Annotated in this window: 15 protein-coding genes; 3 read left to right on the forward strand and 12 right to left on the reverse strand. The window is 34.6% G+C overall.

Features of this window, described 5'->3' with window-relative positions; translation table 11 throughout:
• Positions 1–35 precede the first annotated feature (35 nt).
• Entirely contained in the window at positions 36–2,888 is a 2,853-nt protein-coding gene (gene carB, locus AACZ49_RS14265) for a carbamoyl-phosphate synthase large subunit (RefSeq protein WP_339656221.1), read from the forward strand.
• A 45-nt stretch (positions 2,889–2,933) separates the two neighbouring features.
• Here the strand turns inward: carB and AACZ49_RS14270 are convergent, their stop codons facing one another.
• The 6 genes from AACZ49_RS14270 to gndA all read right to left on the reverse strand — a co-directional run bounded on the left by AACZ49_RS14270 (position 2,934) and on the right by gndA (position 8,377).
• The gene (locus AACZ49_RS14270) at positions 2,934–4,562 is read right to left on the reverse strand and encodes a long-chain fatty acid--CoA ligase (protein WP_339656223.1); all 1,629 of its coding nucleotides are present in this window, start codon (positions 4,560–4,562) and stop codon (positions 2,934–2,936) included.
• 221 nt (positions 4,563–4,783) lie between these two features.
• A complete protein-coding gene (locus AACZ49_RS14275; protein ID WP_339656226.1) occupies positions 4,784–5,134 on the reverse strand; it encodes a ribose-5-phosphate isomerase in 351 nt (116 codons plus the stop codon).
• An 88-nt stretch (positions 5,135–5,222) separates the two neighbouring features.
• The gene (locus AACZ49_RS14280; protein WP_339656229.1) at positions 5,223–6,029 is read right to left on the reverse strand and encodes an SDR family NAD(P)-dependent oxidoreductase; all 807 of its coding nucleotides are present in this window, start codon (positions 6,027–6,029) and stop codon (positions 5,223–5,225) included.
• Between the two features lie 16 nt (positions 6,030–6,045).
• On the reverse strand, positions 6,046–6,381 hold the full coding sequence (locus AACZ49_RS14285) for a n-acetylglutamate synthase (protein ID WP_339656232.1): 336 nt from the start codon (positions 6,379–6,381) through the stop codon (positions 6,046–6,048).
• 45 nt (positions 6,382–6,426) lie between these two features.
• Entirely contained in the window at positions 6,427–6,966 is a 540-nt protein-coding gene (locus AACZ49_RS14290; RefSeq protein ID WP_339656235.1) for a DUF3124 domain-containing protein, read from the reverse strand.
• A 10-nt stretch (positions 6,967–6,976) separates the two neighbouring features.
• Entirely contained in the window at positions 6,977–8,377 is a 1,401-nt protein-coding gene (gene gndA / locus AACZ49_RS14295; RefSeq protein WP_339656238.1) for an NADP-dependent phosphogluconate dehydrogenase, read from the reverse strand.
• Between the two features lie 182 nt (positions 8,378–8,559).
• Here gndA and zwf point away from each other — a divergent pair, with 182 nt between their 5' ends.
• The gene (gene zwf, locus AACZ49_RS14300) at positions 8,560–10,092 is read left to right on the forward strand and encodes a glucose-6-phosphate dehydrogenase (protein WP_339656240.1); all 1,533 of its coding nucleotides are present in this window, start codon (positions 8,560–8,562) and stop codon (positions 10,090–10,092) included.
• A gap of 33 nt (positions 10,093–10,125) precedes the next feature.
• On the forward strand, positions 10,126–10,851 hold the full coding sequence (pgl, locus tag AACZ49_RS14305; RefSeq protein ID WP_339656242.1) for a 6-phosphogluconolactonase: 726 nt from the start codon (positions 10,126–10,128) through the stop codon (positions 10,849–10,851).
• Here the strand turns inward: pgl and AACZ49_RS14310 are convergent.
• The 6 genes from AACZ49_RS14310 to AACZ49_RS14335 form a co-directional block, all read right to left on the reverse strand.
• Entirely contained in the window at positions 10,832–11,377 is a 546-nt protein-coding gene (locus tag AACZ49_RS14310) for an acyl-CoA thioesterase (RefSeq protein WP_339656245.1), read from the reverse strand. The two genes, pgl and AACZ49_RS14310, sit on opposite strands and share 20 nt — an antisense overlap.
• A gap of 43 nt (positions 11,378–11,420) precedes the next feature.
• The gene (locus AACZ49_RS14315) at positions 11,421–11,786 is read right to left on the reverse strand and encodes a 6-phosphogluconate dehydrogenase (RefSeq protein ID WP_339656248.1); all 366 of its coding nucleotides are present in this window, start codon (positions 11,784–11,786) and stop codon (positions 11,421–11,423) included.
• A gap of 127 nt (positions 11,787–11,913) precedes the next feature.
• On the reverse strand, positions 11,914–13,263 hold the full coding sequence (rmuC, locus tag AACZ49_RS14320) for a DNA recombination protein RmuC (protein ID WP_339656251.1): 1,350 nt from the start codon (positions 13,261–13,263) through the stop codon (positions 11,914–11,916).
• Between the two features lie 114 nt (positions 13,264–13,377).
• Positions 13,378–14,160: an ABC transporter ATP-binding protein gene (locus AACZ49_RS14325; protein WP_339656302.1), complete on the reverse strand. Its 783-nt coding sequence runs from the start codon at positions 14,158–14,160 to the stop codon at positions 13,378–13,380.
• A gap of 18 nt (positions 14,161–14,178) precedes the next feature.
• Positions 14,179–15,210 carry an iron ABC transporter permease gene (locus AACZ49_RS14330; RefSeq protein ID WP_339656254.1) on the reverse strand — a complete coding sequence of 344 codons (1,032 nt, stop codon included), beginning with the start codon at positions 15,208–15,210 and terminating at the stop codon, positions 14,179–14,181.
• On the reverse strand, positions 15,211–16,359 hold the full coding sequence (locus AACZ49_RS14335) for an ABC transporter substrate-binding protein (protein ID WP_339656257.1): 1,149 nt from the start codon (positions 16,357–16,359) through the stop codon (positions 15,211–15,213). It lies immediately after the preceding gene.
• Positions 16,360–16,376: the final 17 nt, after the last annotated feature.

Raw genomic sequence — 16,376 nt, forward strand, 5'->3', positions numbered from 1 at the left:
TTTTTTGACCAATTCCCAAAATACAAAGTTCGAAAATGCCGAAAAGAAAAGATTTAAAGTCAATTTTATTAATAGGATCTGGCCCAATAGTAATAGGTCAGGCATGTGAATTTGATTATGCAGGTAGTCAGTCATTACGCTCATTGCGCGAAGATGGAATAGAGACTATACTAATCAATAGTAACCCAGCAACAATAATGACTGATCCAACCATGGCGGATCATGTTTATTTAAAACCGTTGACAACCAAGTCAATTGTAGAAATATTAAAAGCACATCCACAAATTGATGCTGTTTTGCCAACAATGGGTGGTCAAACTGCATTGAATTTATGTATTGAAGCTGATAAAAAGGGAATTTGGGAAGATTTCGGAGTTGAGTTGATTGGTGTAGATATCGATGCGATAAATATTACAGAAGATAGAGAACAGTTTAGAGAACTGATGTTGAAAATAGGTGTAGGCATGGCACCACAAGCCACGGCTACTTCATTTTTACAGGGAAAAGAAATAGCACAAGAATTTGGCTTCCCATTGGTAATTAGAGCCTCTTATACCTTAGGAGGTGCCGGAGCTTCTATCGTTTATAAGCCAGAAGATTTTGATGAGCTTTTAAGTTACGGATTAGAGATTTCACCGATTCATGAAGTTATGATCGATAAGGCCTTAATGGGTTGGAAGGAATATGAACTGGAGCTACTAAGGGATAAAAATGATAACGTAGTTATTATTTGTGCGATTGAGAATATGGATCCTATGGGTATTCATACTGGTGATTCGATAACCGTAGCACCTGCAATGACTCTATCGGATAGGACGTATCAGAAAATGCGTGATATGGCAATACATATGATGCGTAGTATTGGGGATTTTGAAGGCGGATGTAATGTGCAATTTGCAGTTAGTCCAGATGAAAATGAAGATATTATTGCCATTGAGATAAATCCACGTGTTTCAAGGTCGTCAGCCTTAGCCTCTAAGGCAACGGGATATCCTATTGCAAAAGTAGCGACCAAATTGGCAATTGGCTATACTTTAGATGAGTTGGACAATCAGATTACGAAATCTACTTCAGCATTATTTGAACCGACTTTAGATTATGTAATTGTAAAAATACCACGATGGAACTTTGATAAATTCGAAGGTTCTGATCGTACCTTAGGGCTACAGATGAAATCTGTTGGAGAAGTAATGGGTATAGGACGTTCATTCCAAGAAGCTTTACACAAAGCAACGCAGTCATTAGAGATTAAACGTAATGGTTTAGGTGCAGATGGTAAAGGATATAAGAATTACGAACAAATTATTAGTAAACTAACCATTCCAAGTTGGGATCGTGTTTTTGTAATTTATGATGCTATTCAAATGGGAATTCCATTGAGCAGAATACATGAAATTACTAAAATAGATATGTGGTTTCTTAAACAATATGAGGAATTACATTTCTTAGAGAAAGAAATTTCAAAATATACTATAGCAACGTTATCTAAAGATTTGTTACTTGAAGCAAAACAAAAGGGATTTGCCGACAGACAAATAGCCCACATGTTAGATTGCTATGAAAGTGAAGTTTATAATAAGCGTACAGAACTTAATATTAATAGGGTTTATAAATTAGTAGATACCTGTGCTGCTGAGTTTAAAGCGATGACCCCTTATTATTATTCAACATTTGAGGCAGAAATAGAAAAACCTGATGGCACTCGTTATGTTGAAAATGATAGTATCGTTACCGACAAGAAAAAGATTGTAGTTCTAGGTTCAGGCCCTAACCGAATAGGACAAGGTATAGAGTTTGATTATTGTTGTGTTCACGGTGTTTTGGCAGCTGCGGAATGTGGTTATGAGACTATTATGATTAACTGTAATCCAGAAACGGTATCAACAGATTTTGATACAGCGGATAAACTTTATTTCGAACCAGTTTTTTGGGAGCATATTTATGATATAATTCGTCATGAAAAGCCAGAAGGTGTAATTGTTCAGCTTGGCGGTCAAACCGCACTAAAGTTAGCTGAAAAGTTATCTAAATATGGAATAAAAATTATAGGAACTAGTTTCGAGTCTTTGGATTTAGCCGAAGATAGAGGTAGTTTTTCAAAGCTTTTACAGGATAATGAAATTCCATTCCCTCAATTTGGAGTCGCTGAAACCGCAGAGGAAGCGTTGGCACTTTCAGATGAGTTGGATTTTCCATTATTGGTAAGACCATCTTATGTGCTAGGTGGTCAAGGAATGAAGATTGTAATCAACAAAGAAGAGCTTGAGGAGCATGTAGTGGATTTACTTCGTAAGATTCCAAATAATAAACTCTTACTTGATCATTACCTTGATGGGGCAATAGAAGCTGAAGCCGATGCTATTTGCGATGGTGAAGATGTCTATATCATAGGTATTATGGAGCATATTGAGCCCTGTGGTATTCACTCAGGAGACTCTAATGCTACTTTGCCACCATTTAACTTAGGGGAATTGGTGATGCAGCAAATTAAGGATCATACTAAGAAAATAGCCTTGGCATTAAATACAGTGGGACTTATAAATATTCAATTTGCAATAAAAGATGAAGTGGTTTATATAATTGAAGCAAACCCAAGAGCATCACGTACGGTACCTTTTATTGCAAAAGCATATAAAGAACCTTATGTTAATTATGCTACCAAAGTTATGTTGGGGGAGAAGAAAGTTAAGGATTTTACCTTTAATCCTCAACTGGAAGGTTTTGCTATCAAACAGCCCGTCTTTTCGTTTAATAAGTTTCCTAATGTGAATAAAAACTTAGGTCCAGAAATGAAAAGTACAGGAGAAAGTATTCTCTTTATAGATAGCTTGAAGGATGATGAATTCTATAACCTTTATGCCAGACGTAAAATGTATTTAAGTAAGTAGGTCTAATTATTAGACAATAATTATATATAGGAGGAGAACTAAGATTTATTTTAGTTCTCCTTTTGCATATAGTCTTCTTATTTCTTTCTTATCAAATTTTCCAACACTGGTTTTCGGAACTAAATTTATCGTCACATAATGATCAGGTATTTGATAGTTGGCAAAATCATATGATAAAAATTCTTTAAGTTCAACATCAGAAATAGGCTTTGAGTTATCGGTTAAAACAATAGCCGCCAATGGTCGTTCGGTCCATTTTTTGTCGGGTATGGCTATTACTGCTGCTTCTTTAATTTTAGGGTGTGCCATTAGCGCTGATTCTAACGCAACACTTGAAATCCATTCTCCGCCACTTTTAATTAAATCTTTGGTTCGATCTGTAATTTCCATATATCCATCGGCATCGATAGTGCTTACATCTCCTGTTCTAAACCAACCATCATCTGTAAAATTATCTCTGTTATTGGTCTTAAAGTATGATTTTATGACCCAAGCCCCCTTTACCTGTAATTCTCCCATGGTCTTTCCATCACGAGGTGCAATCTTTCCATCTTCTCCGATAATTCGCATTTCGATACCTGGAAATTCAATACCTTGTTTTGCCCGTATTTTTATTTGCTCCTTTTTAGATAAAGCTTTGTGTTTCCTTTGTAATCTACTTGCAGTACCTAGAGGAGAGGTTTCTGTCATTCCCCATGCTTGAACACCTCTTATGCCAAAATCATTTTCAAAATTCTCAATTAGGCTAACAGATAAAGCTGAACCGCCAACTAAGTATTCTTCTAATGCTAATTTTTCTTTTGGAGGATTATTTTTCATTTCCGCATAAACACCCATCCAAATAGAAGGTACACCATTGGCTTTAGTTATTTTTTCACTTTCTAAAATTCGTATAATCGCTTCAGGTTGTAAATGTAAAGAAGGCATAACCATATCTGAACCTGTTAAAAGGCACATATAAGGAAAACCCCATGCCATAACATGAAATTGAGGGACTATCAAAAGAATTACATCGTCATTACTGTAATTGCCCGCATTTGGGGATGATATTGTCATTGCATGTAAATAGGTAGATCTATGAGAATATAGGACCCCTTTAGGCATACCTGTAGTACCGCTGGTATAACACATGCCACAAGCTTCGTTTTCATTAAGAATTGGCCATTCAGTCGTATCTAATTGTTCCTCAATTAAATCTTCGTAGTAAAGTGTGTTTAAAAGTGTCGTATTAAAATTTTCTGGAGCATTAATAATAATATACTTTTCTACAGTTTCTAACTTTGGCGCTATTTTTTCTAGTAAAGGAACTAAAGTAGCATCAACAAAAATTACTTTGTCTTCCGAATGATTGATGATGAATTCGGTCTGTTGAGAAGACAAACGAATATTAATCGTGTGGCATACGGCGCCGATACCTGGTATGCCATAGTACAGCTCAACATGTTGATAGTGATTCCAAGCAAAGGTTCCTACCATGTCACCCTTTGTAATTCCTAATTTGTATTTTAGTGCATTTGCTAATTGGCACGAGCGTTTTTCAAGTTCATCATAGGTATACTCATGTCGGTCTCCATTGGGTAGGTATGAAATTAATTTTTTATGAGGAAATGCACTTTTTGCATACTTTAAAATAGTAGTTGTGGTAAGTGGATAATCCATTATTAATCCGTTCATATGAAGAGTATTTAAGTTGAGCAAAAGCTTGTCGCTTAAATTTAGTCATTTAATGAAGAGGTTTAATTAAAATTTATTTTCAGCATTTTAGATATCGCAAAGGCGATGATTTAATATTACTCGATTAATTATGAAAATGTAATAGTTAAAGCGGGGTCTATTTATCGGAATAATAACCTGATAATTGCTAGATTAATCTATCCTAGATAGGATTATGAAGTTTAATTGTACCAAACAGCATACCTTTTTCTTCTTAACTCAATAGCTAATTGTTCTTCCATTTTTAAAGCCTCTGCTTTAGATGAAATAGGTCCGATATGATTGTATAAACTACCACGTAGATATAAGCCATATTTATGAACAATTGACGAAGACAGGTTATGTCCTTTTTTGCTTAACGTACCTTTTTTATGTTGTTCAAATCGTTCTTTAGGGTCCTTACTCGTCATGCCCACGTAAAGACATTCTAAAACACCATTAAATTGCGGGTTAGCTTCTCTGTACTTTCTATTTTCAGAATATACCTTTTTTGATAATTCAATTACATAAATCGAATATTTATAATTGGGCATAATCTTTTTAATTTATTGTGATTGCGTTAAGGAAATAATAAACTTTCTGTGTTTTAGTAAAGTTGAAATTAGGTATCAAAATAGGGATTTAAGCCTTTCTACCCGTAAAATGTTCCATCGTTTTGTAAACACCTAAAACATTCCCTGTAAACCAATCAAAAATTGAAATTGGTAATATGGCTTGTGCAAATCGAGTAATTCTATAAATATACCCAGGTATAGAAACCATTTTTTTATTTTTCTCAATTGCCTTTATAATTGTTAAAGCAGTTGTTTCTGGGTCGAGTATGGGGATTTTAGATTTTACGCCATTAAACATTCCGGTATTTATATAATAGGGCATTATTGTAGTAACATTAATATTTTTCTTTAACTGTTCCATTTCCAAACGCAGACTATCAGAAAAACCTATTAGTGACCATTTAGTGGCTACATAAACAGACATTTTAGGGTTAGATAGTAATCCGCCAGAAGATGCTATATTGCAGATGTGACCAGAGTTTCGCAATAACATATTATCTAAGAAAGCATGGGTAATATATATTGGTGCATTCGCATTTATACTTAAAGTATTTGTAATATCAGCTTCTGAATGTTCATGAAAGTAGTTACCAACGATAATACCTGCGTTATTAATTAATAGGTCAATTCCACCAAAAACATTAATAACTTCTTTGGCAGCGATATTAATTTGAGAAATACTAGAAACATCAACTTTCATGGTCGTAAGTTTTCCTAATGAGGAATACTTCAAGTTTAATAACTCTAAATTATCGCTATTAATATCCCAAATGATAATATTTGCACCGCGTTCTATGAGTAATTGGCACATGATTTCACCAATGCCAGATGCTCCACCAGTAACTAATACTATTTTGTCTTTTAGGATTTTCATAATTTGAGCCGATGTATTAAATTTCTTCTACTGTAGATATTCCGTAAGAACAATCTCCCGAGGTCCATTTCCATTCTTCATGAAGTCTAATTTTACCATTTGAAAGCACCTCTGGTGGGGATTCACTTATCCCTGTCATCAGTTCTCCTTCAGTATTGACTTGTTGATAACGCATACTAATATGACCTTCAGAATCTACAATGCCTATTAAATGTCCTTTGAGAATTTTACTTCCTTGGTAATTAGCAGTTATTGTGGAGCCGGATTGCATGTAATAAAAAATAGTTTCTTCAGAGGTTTCTCCATTTATAGAGGTTTGAACTGGTTTAAAATATTTATTATTATAATTCATTAGAGATGAATGAAATATGATGCTTCAAAAAATGAGGTAGTTCGATTATTCTCGTTCTACCTCAATTCCATCTGTAGTGAAGGAGAACGCTTGCGCCCCTAAACCACCAACCATTACCGCTTGAAATAATGGATTTAATTGCTTTTTAGAATACCAATCAATTAAGAAATTAGCACCGCTACCACCCGAATTATCTTGTTGTTCTATAACATAATCAATAGACTCCATTGGTTTGAGGTAGATAGGAGAATCTATATAGCTTCTCACTAAATCGCCTTGGGTATTATAGTAATCAATGGTACTCACGAAAAGGCTATCACGAATACTCGTATTACGAATACTCAATGTAGCTGTTAGCATTGTTCTAGTATCTCTTGTTTGATTGTAAATATCAGAATAGATAGGTACATATACCTGTCTTATCAGTGAGTCTACTGTAGTTGTATTTACTCGCCTGTCAAGCATGTGCTCGTCAAGTATTTCGACAGGTATTTCTTCATTCTTTAAGTCCTTACAGGAACCAAGCAATGATGAGAATATCAACGATAAACAAAAACCAAATATTACAACTGATGATTTATTCAAACTTTAGTTTTTATGCTTCCCATTCCGTATGAAAGATTCCTTCTCTATCTAAACGCTCATAGGTATGTGAACCAAAATAATCACGCTGAGCTTGAATTAGGTTCAGAGGTAATTTACTTGATGTGTACGCATCAAAATACGTAAGTGAATTTGATAAACCTGGAAGCGGAATTCCGTTTTGTGCTCCAAAAGCAACTAACTCTCTAGCGGCACCGACCGAATCTTTTACTTTACTAACAAAATTTGGTGAAAGTAATAGATTTGGTAATGTTGGTTCTGCTTTAAACGCTTCTGTAATATCGGCCAATAAACCAGCACGAATAATGCAACCTGCACGCCATATTTTGGCAATTACCGAAATGTCTAAATTATACCCATATTCTTTAGAAGCATCTGCTAATTGGTGCAGGCCTTGAGAATATGTAATGATAAAAGAGAAATACAACGCCTTTTCAGAAAGTTCTTCCAATTTAGCCTTATCCATATGTGCCACTACTGGTCTATCGTATAGTGCATCTGCTTTTATTCTTTCCTCCTTTAAAGCAGAAAGTTCTCGCATACTAACGGCAACATCTATTGAAGGTACAGGTATACCTAAATCCATTGCGTTTTGACTTGTCCATTTTCCGGTACCTTTTTGTTTTGCTTTATCTAGAATTTGATCCACTAAGCGACCTTTGGTCAGGTCATCTTCTTGTTCAAAAATTTCAGAAGTTATTTCCACTAAAAAGGATTGCAATCTTCCTGAATTCCATTTGGCAAAAGTAGAATGCAACTCATCATTGTTATAATCACCTCCTTTTTTAAGAAGGTCATATATTTCAGAAGTTAATTGCATTAATCCGTACTCAATACCGTTATGAACCATTTTTACGTAGTTGCCTGCAGATTTTGGCCCCAAATAAGCAACACATGGTTCTCCTTCATATTTTGCGGCAACGGCTTCAAAAATAGGTTTAATATGTTCATATGCTGATTTTGAACCACCGGGCATAATACTTGGACCTTTACGAGCGCCTTTTGCACCACCTGAAACACCAGCGCCAAAAAAATTAATTGCTCTATTTTGTAATTCACTCTCTCTGCGATCAGTATCGGTAAAGAAAGAATTTCCACCATCAATAATTATATCTCCTTTATCAATATATGGAAGTAATGATTCAATAACTGAATCAACGATTTTACCAGCGGGTACCAGCAACATAATTTTACGAGGTTGCTTTAAATTTTTAACAAAGGTTTTAATGTTTGTTGAGGCATCAACTTTTTCTAAATCTCCACCTTCAGTTTTCAAAGAATTTACTTTTTCATCATCTAAATCATATCCATAAGCAGAAAATCCATTATCTGCCACATTAAGGATAAAATTACGGCCCATTACCCCAAGACCTACTAAACCAAAATCATACATAAATTCAATGTTTTAAAATTAAAATACATAATTGCCGCACCTTCATTTTATTAAATTTCGACGACTTAATGCAAATCAAAAATAATTTAAAATATTGACTTTATTTCTAAATTCCATTCCAAAAGAAGGGTATAATGGCTTTCTTTTTAAGATATTTGAAGAATAAAGTTTAGAGAGGGTTTATGAAGAAAACAGATAATCAAATGCTCATTATTTTTGGAGCATCTGGAGATTTAACAGCGAGAAAATTAATACCTGCTATATTTAATTTATATAAGGGTAATCATCTACCTGAAAATTTTGTCGTATTGGGAGTTAGTAGAAGTGATTTAGGTGACTTGAAATTCCGTAATAAGGTGGTTTTGGAAAGTCCATATTTTGAGGAAGACCGTAAGTTAAATGACGAAGAATTTTTTCAAAATTTTGCTGATAAATTATTTTATGAAGATTTAGGGTCTGATTACGATACTTCTTACGAACGTTTAGAAAAGCGTATTAGTGATCTTGACCAAAAATATGGTACAGATGGCAATCATATTTTTTACTTATCTACACCACCTAGCTTATATGAGCCAATAGCAAAAAACTTGTCGGAGTATGGATTGAATGATGAATCTAAAGGGTGGAGAAGATTAATTGTTGAAAAACCATTTGGTTATGGTTTAAAGTCTGCTAAAGAATTAAATGATGGTCTTCATACTTATTTTAAAGAAGGCCAAATATTTAGAATAGATCATTATTTAGGTAAAGAAACAGTACAAAATCTACTAGTTACTCGTTTTGCCAATAGTATTTTTGAACCACTTTGGAATAGAAATTATATTCATCACGTAGAAATTACCAATGCAGAAAGTGTTGGTGTTGAGAAAAGAGGCGGATATTATGATAAATCTGGCGCATTGAGAGATATGTTTCAAAGTCATTTATTGCAGATTGTAGCACTAATAGTAATGGAGCCACCATTAAGTGCAGATGCAGAGGAGATACGAAATGAAAAGCTTAAAGCATTGAAGTCTCTTAAAATAATGACTGATGAAGAAACGCTTTACAATAACACGATTAGAGCGCAATATGTTGCATCTAAAATTGATGATAAAGAAGTAAAAGGATATAGGGAAGAGGACGGAGTTGATAAAAATTCAAAAACGGAAACATTCGCCGCTATAAAATTCTTTGTAGATAACTGGCGTTGGGCAGATGTGCCTTTCTATGTAAGAACGGCAAAACGTATGCCCACTAAAGTAACCGAAGTGGTTATTCATTTTAAAACACCACACCATCAGATTTTCAAAGAATCAAGCATGAGTAATAAGGATAACAAATTGATTATTCGTATTCAACCAAATGAAGGAATATTGATAAAATTTGGTGTTAAAGTACCAGGTCAAGGTTTTGAAGTAGAGCGTGCTAATATGGATTTTTATTATTCAAGTTTAACAGAAACACGTGTTATGGAAGCATACGAGCGTCTTTTACTTGATGCTATGCAAGGCGATGCAACTTTATATGCAAGGGCAGATGAGGTTGAAGCGGCATGGGCATTTGTTGACCCAATTTTAGATTACTGGGAAAATGGAAAGGATGTTAAAATGTATGGGTATGCTGCTGGTGTATGGGGGCCTGAGAATGCAAATGAACTAATTGATGGTGTTGCTGAATGGCGTAACCCAAGTGAGAATTTATCAGATGATCCTGGGTTCTGTGTTATTTGTTAAGTTTAAAAAATAATCAATTTACATTCTTAAAAAATGGAAGTAAAAGTATATCAGAATAAGGGTAGGGTTGCAGAGGAATTTTCAAGGTTTTTGATTGAGAAATCATCGAATAAAAACGCATTTCATATAGCTTTGTCGGGTGGAAGTACTCCTAAAATTGTATTTGACGTTTTAGTTGAGGAATTCTCAAATGATGTTAACTGGAGTGCTATTCATTTGTATTGGGGAGACGAACGTTGCGTTGCGCCAGATGATGATGAAAGTAATTATAGAATGACGGTAGAGCATCTTATATCTAAGGTTGATATACCAGAAGAAAATATTCATCGCATTAAAGGGGAGAATGATCCTAAATTGGAAGCTAAGCGTTACGGAGAACTACTAGAAGCGGAATTGCCGAAAGAATTAAGTTTGCCTCAGTTCGATATGGTTATATTGGGTATGGGCGATGATGGGCATACCGCATCAATTTTTCCTCATGAATTGAATTTATGGAAATCACCTGATAACTGCGAGGTGGCCATTCACCCAGAGTCAGGTCAACGAAGAGTTTCACTAACTGGCAGAATTATTAACAATGCAAAAACGGTTGCCTTCTTGGTTACGGGTGAAAGCAAAGCGGAAAAGGTAAGAATCATACTAGACAGGGAAGAAGGGTATTTGAAATACCCTGCAAGCCATGTGTCTCCAAAAACAAAAGATTTAATTTGGTTTTTAGATGCGGCAGCCGCTGAACAAATTACTTCAAATCAATCTTAATGTTTTCACTTTCTAATTCGAGAATATAATCATTAGAAATAAAAGTTTTGGATTCGAATTTAGTATCGCGCTCTTGAGCTTCTAATTTTCTATACTTACTTCGGGCAAAACGTCGAACCCCTTGATCATCGGTTACGATTAAACCGGGTATTGGAACATTTTTACCGTCAGGCCCTTTGGCAACCATGGTAAAGTAAGAAGAATTACAATGTTTTCTTGTGCCCGATGTAATGTTTTCAGACTCTACACGAACACCAACAACCATAGAGGTACGTCCAGTATAGTTTATGCTGGCTTTTAAGGTAACCAACTCTCCAACTTCGATAGGGTTTAGAAAATTTACTCGGTTTACGGAAGCGGTAACACAATATTGTTGTGAATGCTTAGAAGCGCAGGCAAATGCAATTTGGTCCATAAGGCTTAAAATATGTCCGCCATGAACTTTACCACCAAAATTAGAATGGGAGGGAAGCATTAACTCTGTTATTGAAACTTTTGATTCTCTTGCCCCTTTAAATTTTTCCATGTACTTGTGCTTTTAACCGATTGAAAAACAATTCTGATTTTACTTAATTTCTAAAATGCGGAGACTTTTCTGCTTTTACCGCAGTAATAAAATATTTGGTATCACCAAGCCAAAAGAATGTAGCGTATCGTTCGGTATAATTTACCTTAACATATTGCCCTTGATATTCTTTTAGTTTTTCTATCACATCTTTGTCTTTATCCAATACGGAGAATGCAAATATTTGAGCACCAGAAATACCTTGGCTAATTTCACCTTCCCAAGTTTTAGCTATCACCCCTTTATGGGTTAATTTAATTAACTCTCCAGAGCGTACTCCTTCACTAAAAGAGACGAAGTATATAAAAGCATAATAAATGCCTCCTATAAGCAGAAAGCCTAATAAAAGTAATGATATAATCTTTTTCATAATTTGGTTATTCTATGTTCAATGGAATATGAATCATCATTTAAAATGATGGGGTCAATATATTGACGAATATTCATTTATACTAATAAACGTTTAAGATGTTATATGGTATTTATGAAAGTATTTTTTAAAGTTTTAATTTAGGTTCTTCTTCATAATCCTCATCTTCTTTAGCGCGTTTTAATAAAGTTTCTGGAATAGATTTTTTTGCCTTAGCTCCCATCTTTTTTAATTTTTCAATACTATTTACAATATTGCCTCGACCATCGACCAGTTTGTTCATGGCTCCTCTATATTCTCCTTTGGCTTCATCCATTTTTTTTCCAACCTTCATTAAATCGCTTACAAATCCTTCAAACTTATCATAAAGTGCGCCAGCCTGTCTTGCAATTTCAATCGCATTTCGTTGTTGTTTTTCATTATTCCACATACTATCAATAGTACGTAGTGTAGCTAAAAGCGTGGATGGTGTAACAATAATGATGTTTTGTTCAAAGGCTTTGTTATACAATGAGTTATCATGATTTATAGCAATTGCAAATGCAGGCTCTATAGGAACGAATAACAAAACAAAATCGGGACTCTCCATTTCATAAAGATCCTCATACTTTTTTGCAGATAACTGGTCAACATGCCTTCTTAATGAATTGATGTGGTCTTTTAGGAATTTATCTCGATTTTCTTCATCGGCATTTACATAGCGCTCGTAATCGGTTAAAGATACTTTTGAATCCACTATCATTTTCTTTCCATCGGGCAGATTGATAATGACATCGGGAAGCACACGACTTCCATCAGCTCTAGTAAAGCTTTGTTGTACTGTGTATTCACGGTCTTTCTCTAATCCCGATTTTTCTAAAACACGTTCTAAAACCAATTCGCCCCAATTTCCTTGCATTTTACTATTACCTTTTAAGGCTTTGGTTAAATTTTCTGCCTCTTGGGTAATCTTTAAATTTTGAGACTGAAGATTCATGAGTTGCTCTCTTAGGGCTGAATGAATACTTATATTTTCTTTCTGACTAGCTTCCACTTTCTTTTCAAAAAGTTGAATTTTATCGTTTAGTGGAGTAAGAATATCTTTAATGTTCTTTTCATTTCGCTCTGTAAATTTTAAACTTTTTTCTTCTAGAATTTTATTGGCTAAGTTTTCAAACTCCTTTGTGAACTTTTCCTGTAGTTTTTCAACCTCTTCTTTCTGTTCTCGATTTTTATCGTGTAAGTGCTCCATATCAGCTTGCGCTCGTACAATTCTATTGCCAAGTTGTTCTTTTTCTGATTGAAGCATGAGTCTATTTTGCTCTGTCTCTTTTAACCGTTCTTGTAAATCAGATAAATTAGTATGCATTAGTTGTTCACGTTCCTTTAAAGCACTTATGTTAGATTTTGTTTTTAGTAGCTGTATGTAATTTCCAAGGATATATCCAATGGCTAGGCATAGGATTCCAATGAGGAAGTAGATATAAATTTCGTTCATGAGTATTGTAATGTGATAAGGTAAAGATACTGGATCGCCAATTGAAATTTAAAATGCCTTTCCAGATTTAATAATCATAGAAATGATAATGAAAAATACCACAGAGATATAGCTTTAGCTTTTAATTTTAAAAGAACCAGAGCTGGCATCAAATAAAATCATATCCGTAGGAAATAGTGTTTCAAAATTTTTATGTTCAATAAGCTTACAGGGTTCTTCAAAAGGATTGGTTTGCCCGTCTAAAATCAACATTTTATCACATAATTGTATAGTCAATTCAATTTCATGACTGGTGAACAGAATTGTTTTTTTGGTTTTATGTGCTATCGATTTTAAGAGTTTTAATATTTGCACTTTATGGTACAGGTCTAAATGAGTTGTTGGCTCATCTAAAAGTATAATACTGGTATCTTGAACCAATGCTCTGGCAATCATAACGCGTTGTAATTGTCCGTCACTCAATTCATAGCATTTCTTGTTCAGAAATGGTTCTAACTCCAATAAAGAAACACTCTTAGTAATGAAGGCAATGTCATCGGCAGATAATTTTCCTAGCCAATTGGTATATGGCTGTCTGCCTAAAGCCAGTAACTCTTTAACAGACATGTTTTTAGAAGCAATAGGTTCTGTAAGTACAACGCTAACCTTTTTGGCTAAATCTAAGGTATGGATTGAAGCTAGTTCTTTTCCTTCAATTTGTATGGTGCCAGATATCTTAGGTTGAAATCCGCTTATAGTTCGTAGCAGCGTAGATTTACCAATACCATTGATGCCAACAATAGCTACAAGTTCCCCTTTTATTAAGTCAAATGAAATATTATTGGCAATGACTTTCTTATCATATCCAACAGATAAATCAATGATATTAAGTACGCTATTTTGTTTTTTGTGTTTGATAACTTTATATAGTTTGGATTAAAACATCATTTTCTTTTTGCGCACCAATAGCCATATAACCACGGGCGCTCCAAAAATACTAGTTATCGCATTGATGGGAAGTACACTCATTGAGCCAGGCAGTTGGGCTATAGTATCACAAATCAACATTAATATAGCGCCACAACTAAGAACTGCAGGTATCAAAATCTTATGATCGGTCGTATGAAATAGTTGTCTAGTTACATGGGGCACAGCTAATCCTATAAAAGCTATAGGCCCTGCAAATGCGGTAATGCAACCTGCTAAAAGACCTGTCGCTATTATAATAGTATAGCGCGATTTTTTTAATTGAATTCCTAAACTCTTAGCGTAATTTTCACCAAGTAAATAAGCATTAAGCGACTTAATTGAAAATATGCTTAATATAATTCCAAAAAAAGTACAGAAGCATAGAATCGCTAACTGGGTCCAAGAAAGATTACCTAAACTTCCAAAGGACCAATAAACGTATTGTTGTAGTTTTTCAGCTTTTGTAAAATATGAAAGTACACTTACAATAGCTGCGGTAATACTACCGAACATTAAACCTATAATTAAGAGTGCCATGGTATCCTTTACTCTAACCGCCACAGTTAAAACGGCAAGTAATACTAAAAAACTCCCGACACTTGATGCGATAGCCAAAGCAATATCATTAAAAGCGGAAAATGTAATAAACCCCGAAAATAGGGAAGAACCCATAATCAATATTGCAGCACCTAAACTCGCACCTGAACTGATACCCAAAACATAGGGGCCAGCTAACGGATTCCTAAATAGAGTTTGCATAAGCAGGCCACTTAAAGAGAGTCCACTACCAACTAAAATAGCGGTTAAAGCTTTTGGTATTCTGTAATTCCATATGATATAGGAATTTGAAGATTGATTGGTATCAGAACCTAAAATAACCTTTAAAGTATCAATAAAGGATATACTTACGGACCCAAGACTTATATTTATGCATAGGCAAACTAGTAACCCGATTAGCAGCAGCAAAAAATGAATGGCGTATGTGGGGTGTTTGGACAATTAAAGTAAGGGTTTAAAAAAGAAGGGTTCATAGTTTGGTAATAAACCAGGATGCAAAATATGAATTAAATCTTTTAATACGAGATCGGGTCTTTGCGGTGCTAGTTCGTAATATAGTGTGCCACCAGTATCGCCCATGGTGTTGGCAGTGGTAAATATCTTTCTTTTTTTGTAGGCATCGAACTGTAAATAATGTTTACTTGATAATTCCATTTCCTGGTAAGAATTGAATTGAGCAGGACCAATCCAATATTCAGCATTTTTGGCTACGTTTAAAACACTTTCCCAACTTAAAGATAAACTTCCATTTTCATGGTTGTCATTCCAAAGATATTCTGCATTGGCATCTTTTAGAAAATTTGCTGCCCAGCTCTTACCACCAGGTAAGTACCAAACATCTTTATAAAGCGCACCACTAAGTACTGTTGGTTTTACTTTTATAGTTGCAGCCAATTCTTTAGCATTTAAATATGACTCTTTTATGTTTTCAAAAAAAGTATTCGCTTCCTCTACTTTGTCGAAAAAAGGAGCAAAGAATTTTATCCATTCTGCTTTTCCTAAAGGAGTTTCTTCTACCCAATCACCATTATAAATAACAGGTATGTTAGAACGTTGAATCGTTTCATAAGCACTATTTCCGCCATTAATTGTAAAACCAATTACCATTTTAGGTTGTAATGCTAAAACGGCTTCGGTGTTTAGGCTTTCGTTGACACCTAATTCTTTTATTTGCCCATTTTCAATACGTGCTCTGGCTGCCTTTGATGAAATAAACTTGGTCTCTGGAAATCCAATAAGCTTATCTAATACACCTAATTCTTCTAAAGCGGGTATATGTGTTGTAGAAGTCACCACCACATTTTCTACCGGTACCGTAATAATGGCATCGAACTCATCTATGTTTAAGGTTATTAGTGCTTGTTTTTCTTTAGGAATCAAAGCATAGGTGTAAGTTGCCTCTGCATTCGGCCAAGGTGCCAAGACTTTAATTATGGTTATGCCTGATGTTTTCTTTTCTATGGTAAACCCTTTCGCGTAGGTTATCGAAGAACTATTGCTGGGTGTTTTTAATAGTGATGACTCCTTTTTTTGTTCTTTGCATCCGCATAAAAAAAGTAAGAAACTTAAAAAGAGTAGGTGTTTAATCATCTTTGATTTACTTCTAT

The organism is uncultured Maribacter sp., from assembly GCF_963975365.1.
Classification (GTDB): Bacteria; Bacteroidota; Bacteroidia; order Flavobacteriales; family Flavobacteriaceae; genus Maribacter.

Coding starts and splice junctions, on each gene's coding strand:
- carB (WP_339656221.1), top strand. CDS start 36: ATGCCGAAAAGAAAAGATTTAAAGTCAATTTTATTAATAGGATCTGGC.
- AACZ49_RS14270 (WP_339656223.1), bottom strand. CDS start 4,562: ATGAACGGATTAATAATGGATTATCCACTTACCACAACTACTATTTTA.
- AACZ49_RS14275 (WP_339656226.1), bottom strand. CDS start 5,134: ATGCCCAATTATAAATATTCGATTTATGTAATTGAATTATCAAAAAAG.
- AACZ49_RS14280 (WP_339656229.1), bottom strand. CDS start 6,029: ATGAAAATCCTAAAAGACAAAATAGTATTAGTTACTGGTGGAGCATCT.
- AACZ49_RS14285 (WP_339656232.1), bottom strand. CDS start 6,381: ATGAATTATAATAATAAATATTTTAAACCAGTTCAAACCTCTATAAAT.
- gndA (WP_339656238.1), bottom strand. CDS start 8,377: ATGTATGATTTTGGTTTAGTAGGTCTTGGGGTAATGGGCCGTAATTTT.
- zwf (WP_339656240.1), top strand. CDS start 8,560: ATGAAGAAAACAGATAATCAAATGCTCATTATTTTTGGAGCATCTGGA.
- pgl (WP_339656242.1), top strand. CDS start 10,126: ATGGAAGTAAAAGTATATCAGAATAAGGGTAGGGTTGCAGAGGAATTT.
- AACZ49_RS14310 (WP_339656245.1), bottom strand. CDS start 11,377: ATGGAAAAATTTAAAGGGGCAAGAGAATCAAAAGTTTCAATAACAGAG.
- AACZ49_RS14315 (WP_339656248.1), bottom strand. CDS start 11,786: ATGAAAAAGATTATATCATTACTTTTATTAGGCTTTCTGCTTATAGGA.
- rmuC (WP_339656251.1), bottom strand. CDS start 13,263: ATGAACGAAATTTATATCTACTTCCTCATTGGAATCCTATGCCTAGCC.
- AACZ49_RS14335 (WP_339656257.1), bottom strand. CDS start 16,359: ATGATTAAACACCTACTCTTTTTAAGTTTCTTACTTTTTTTATGCGGA.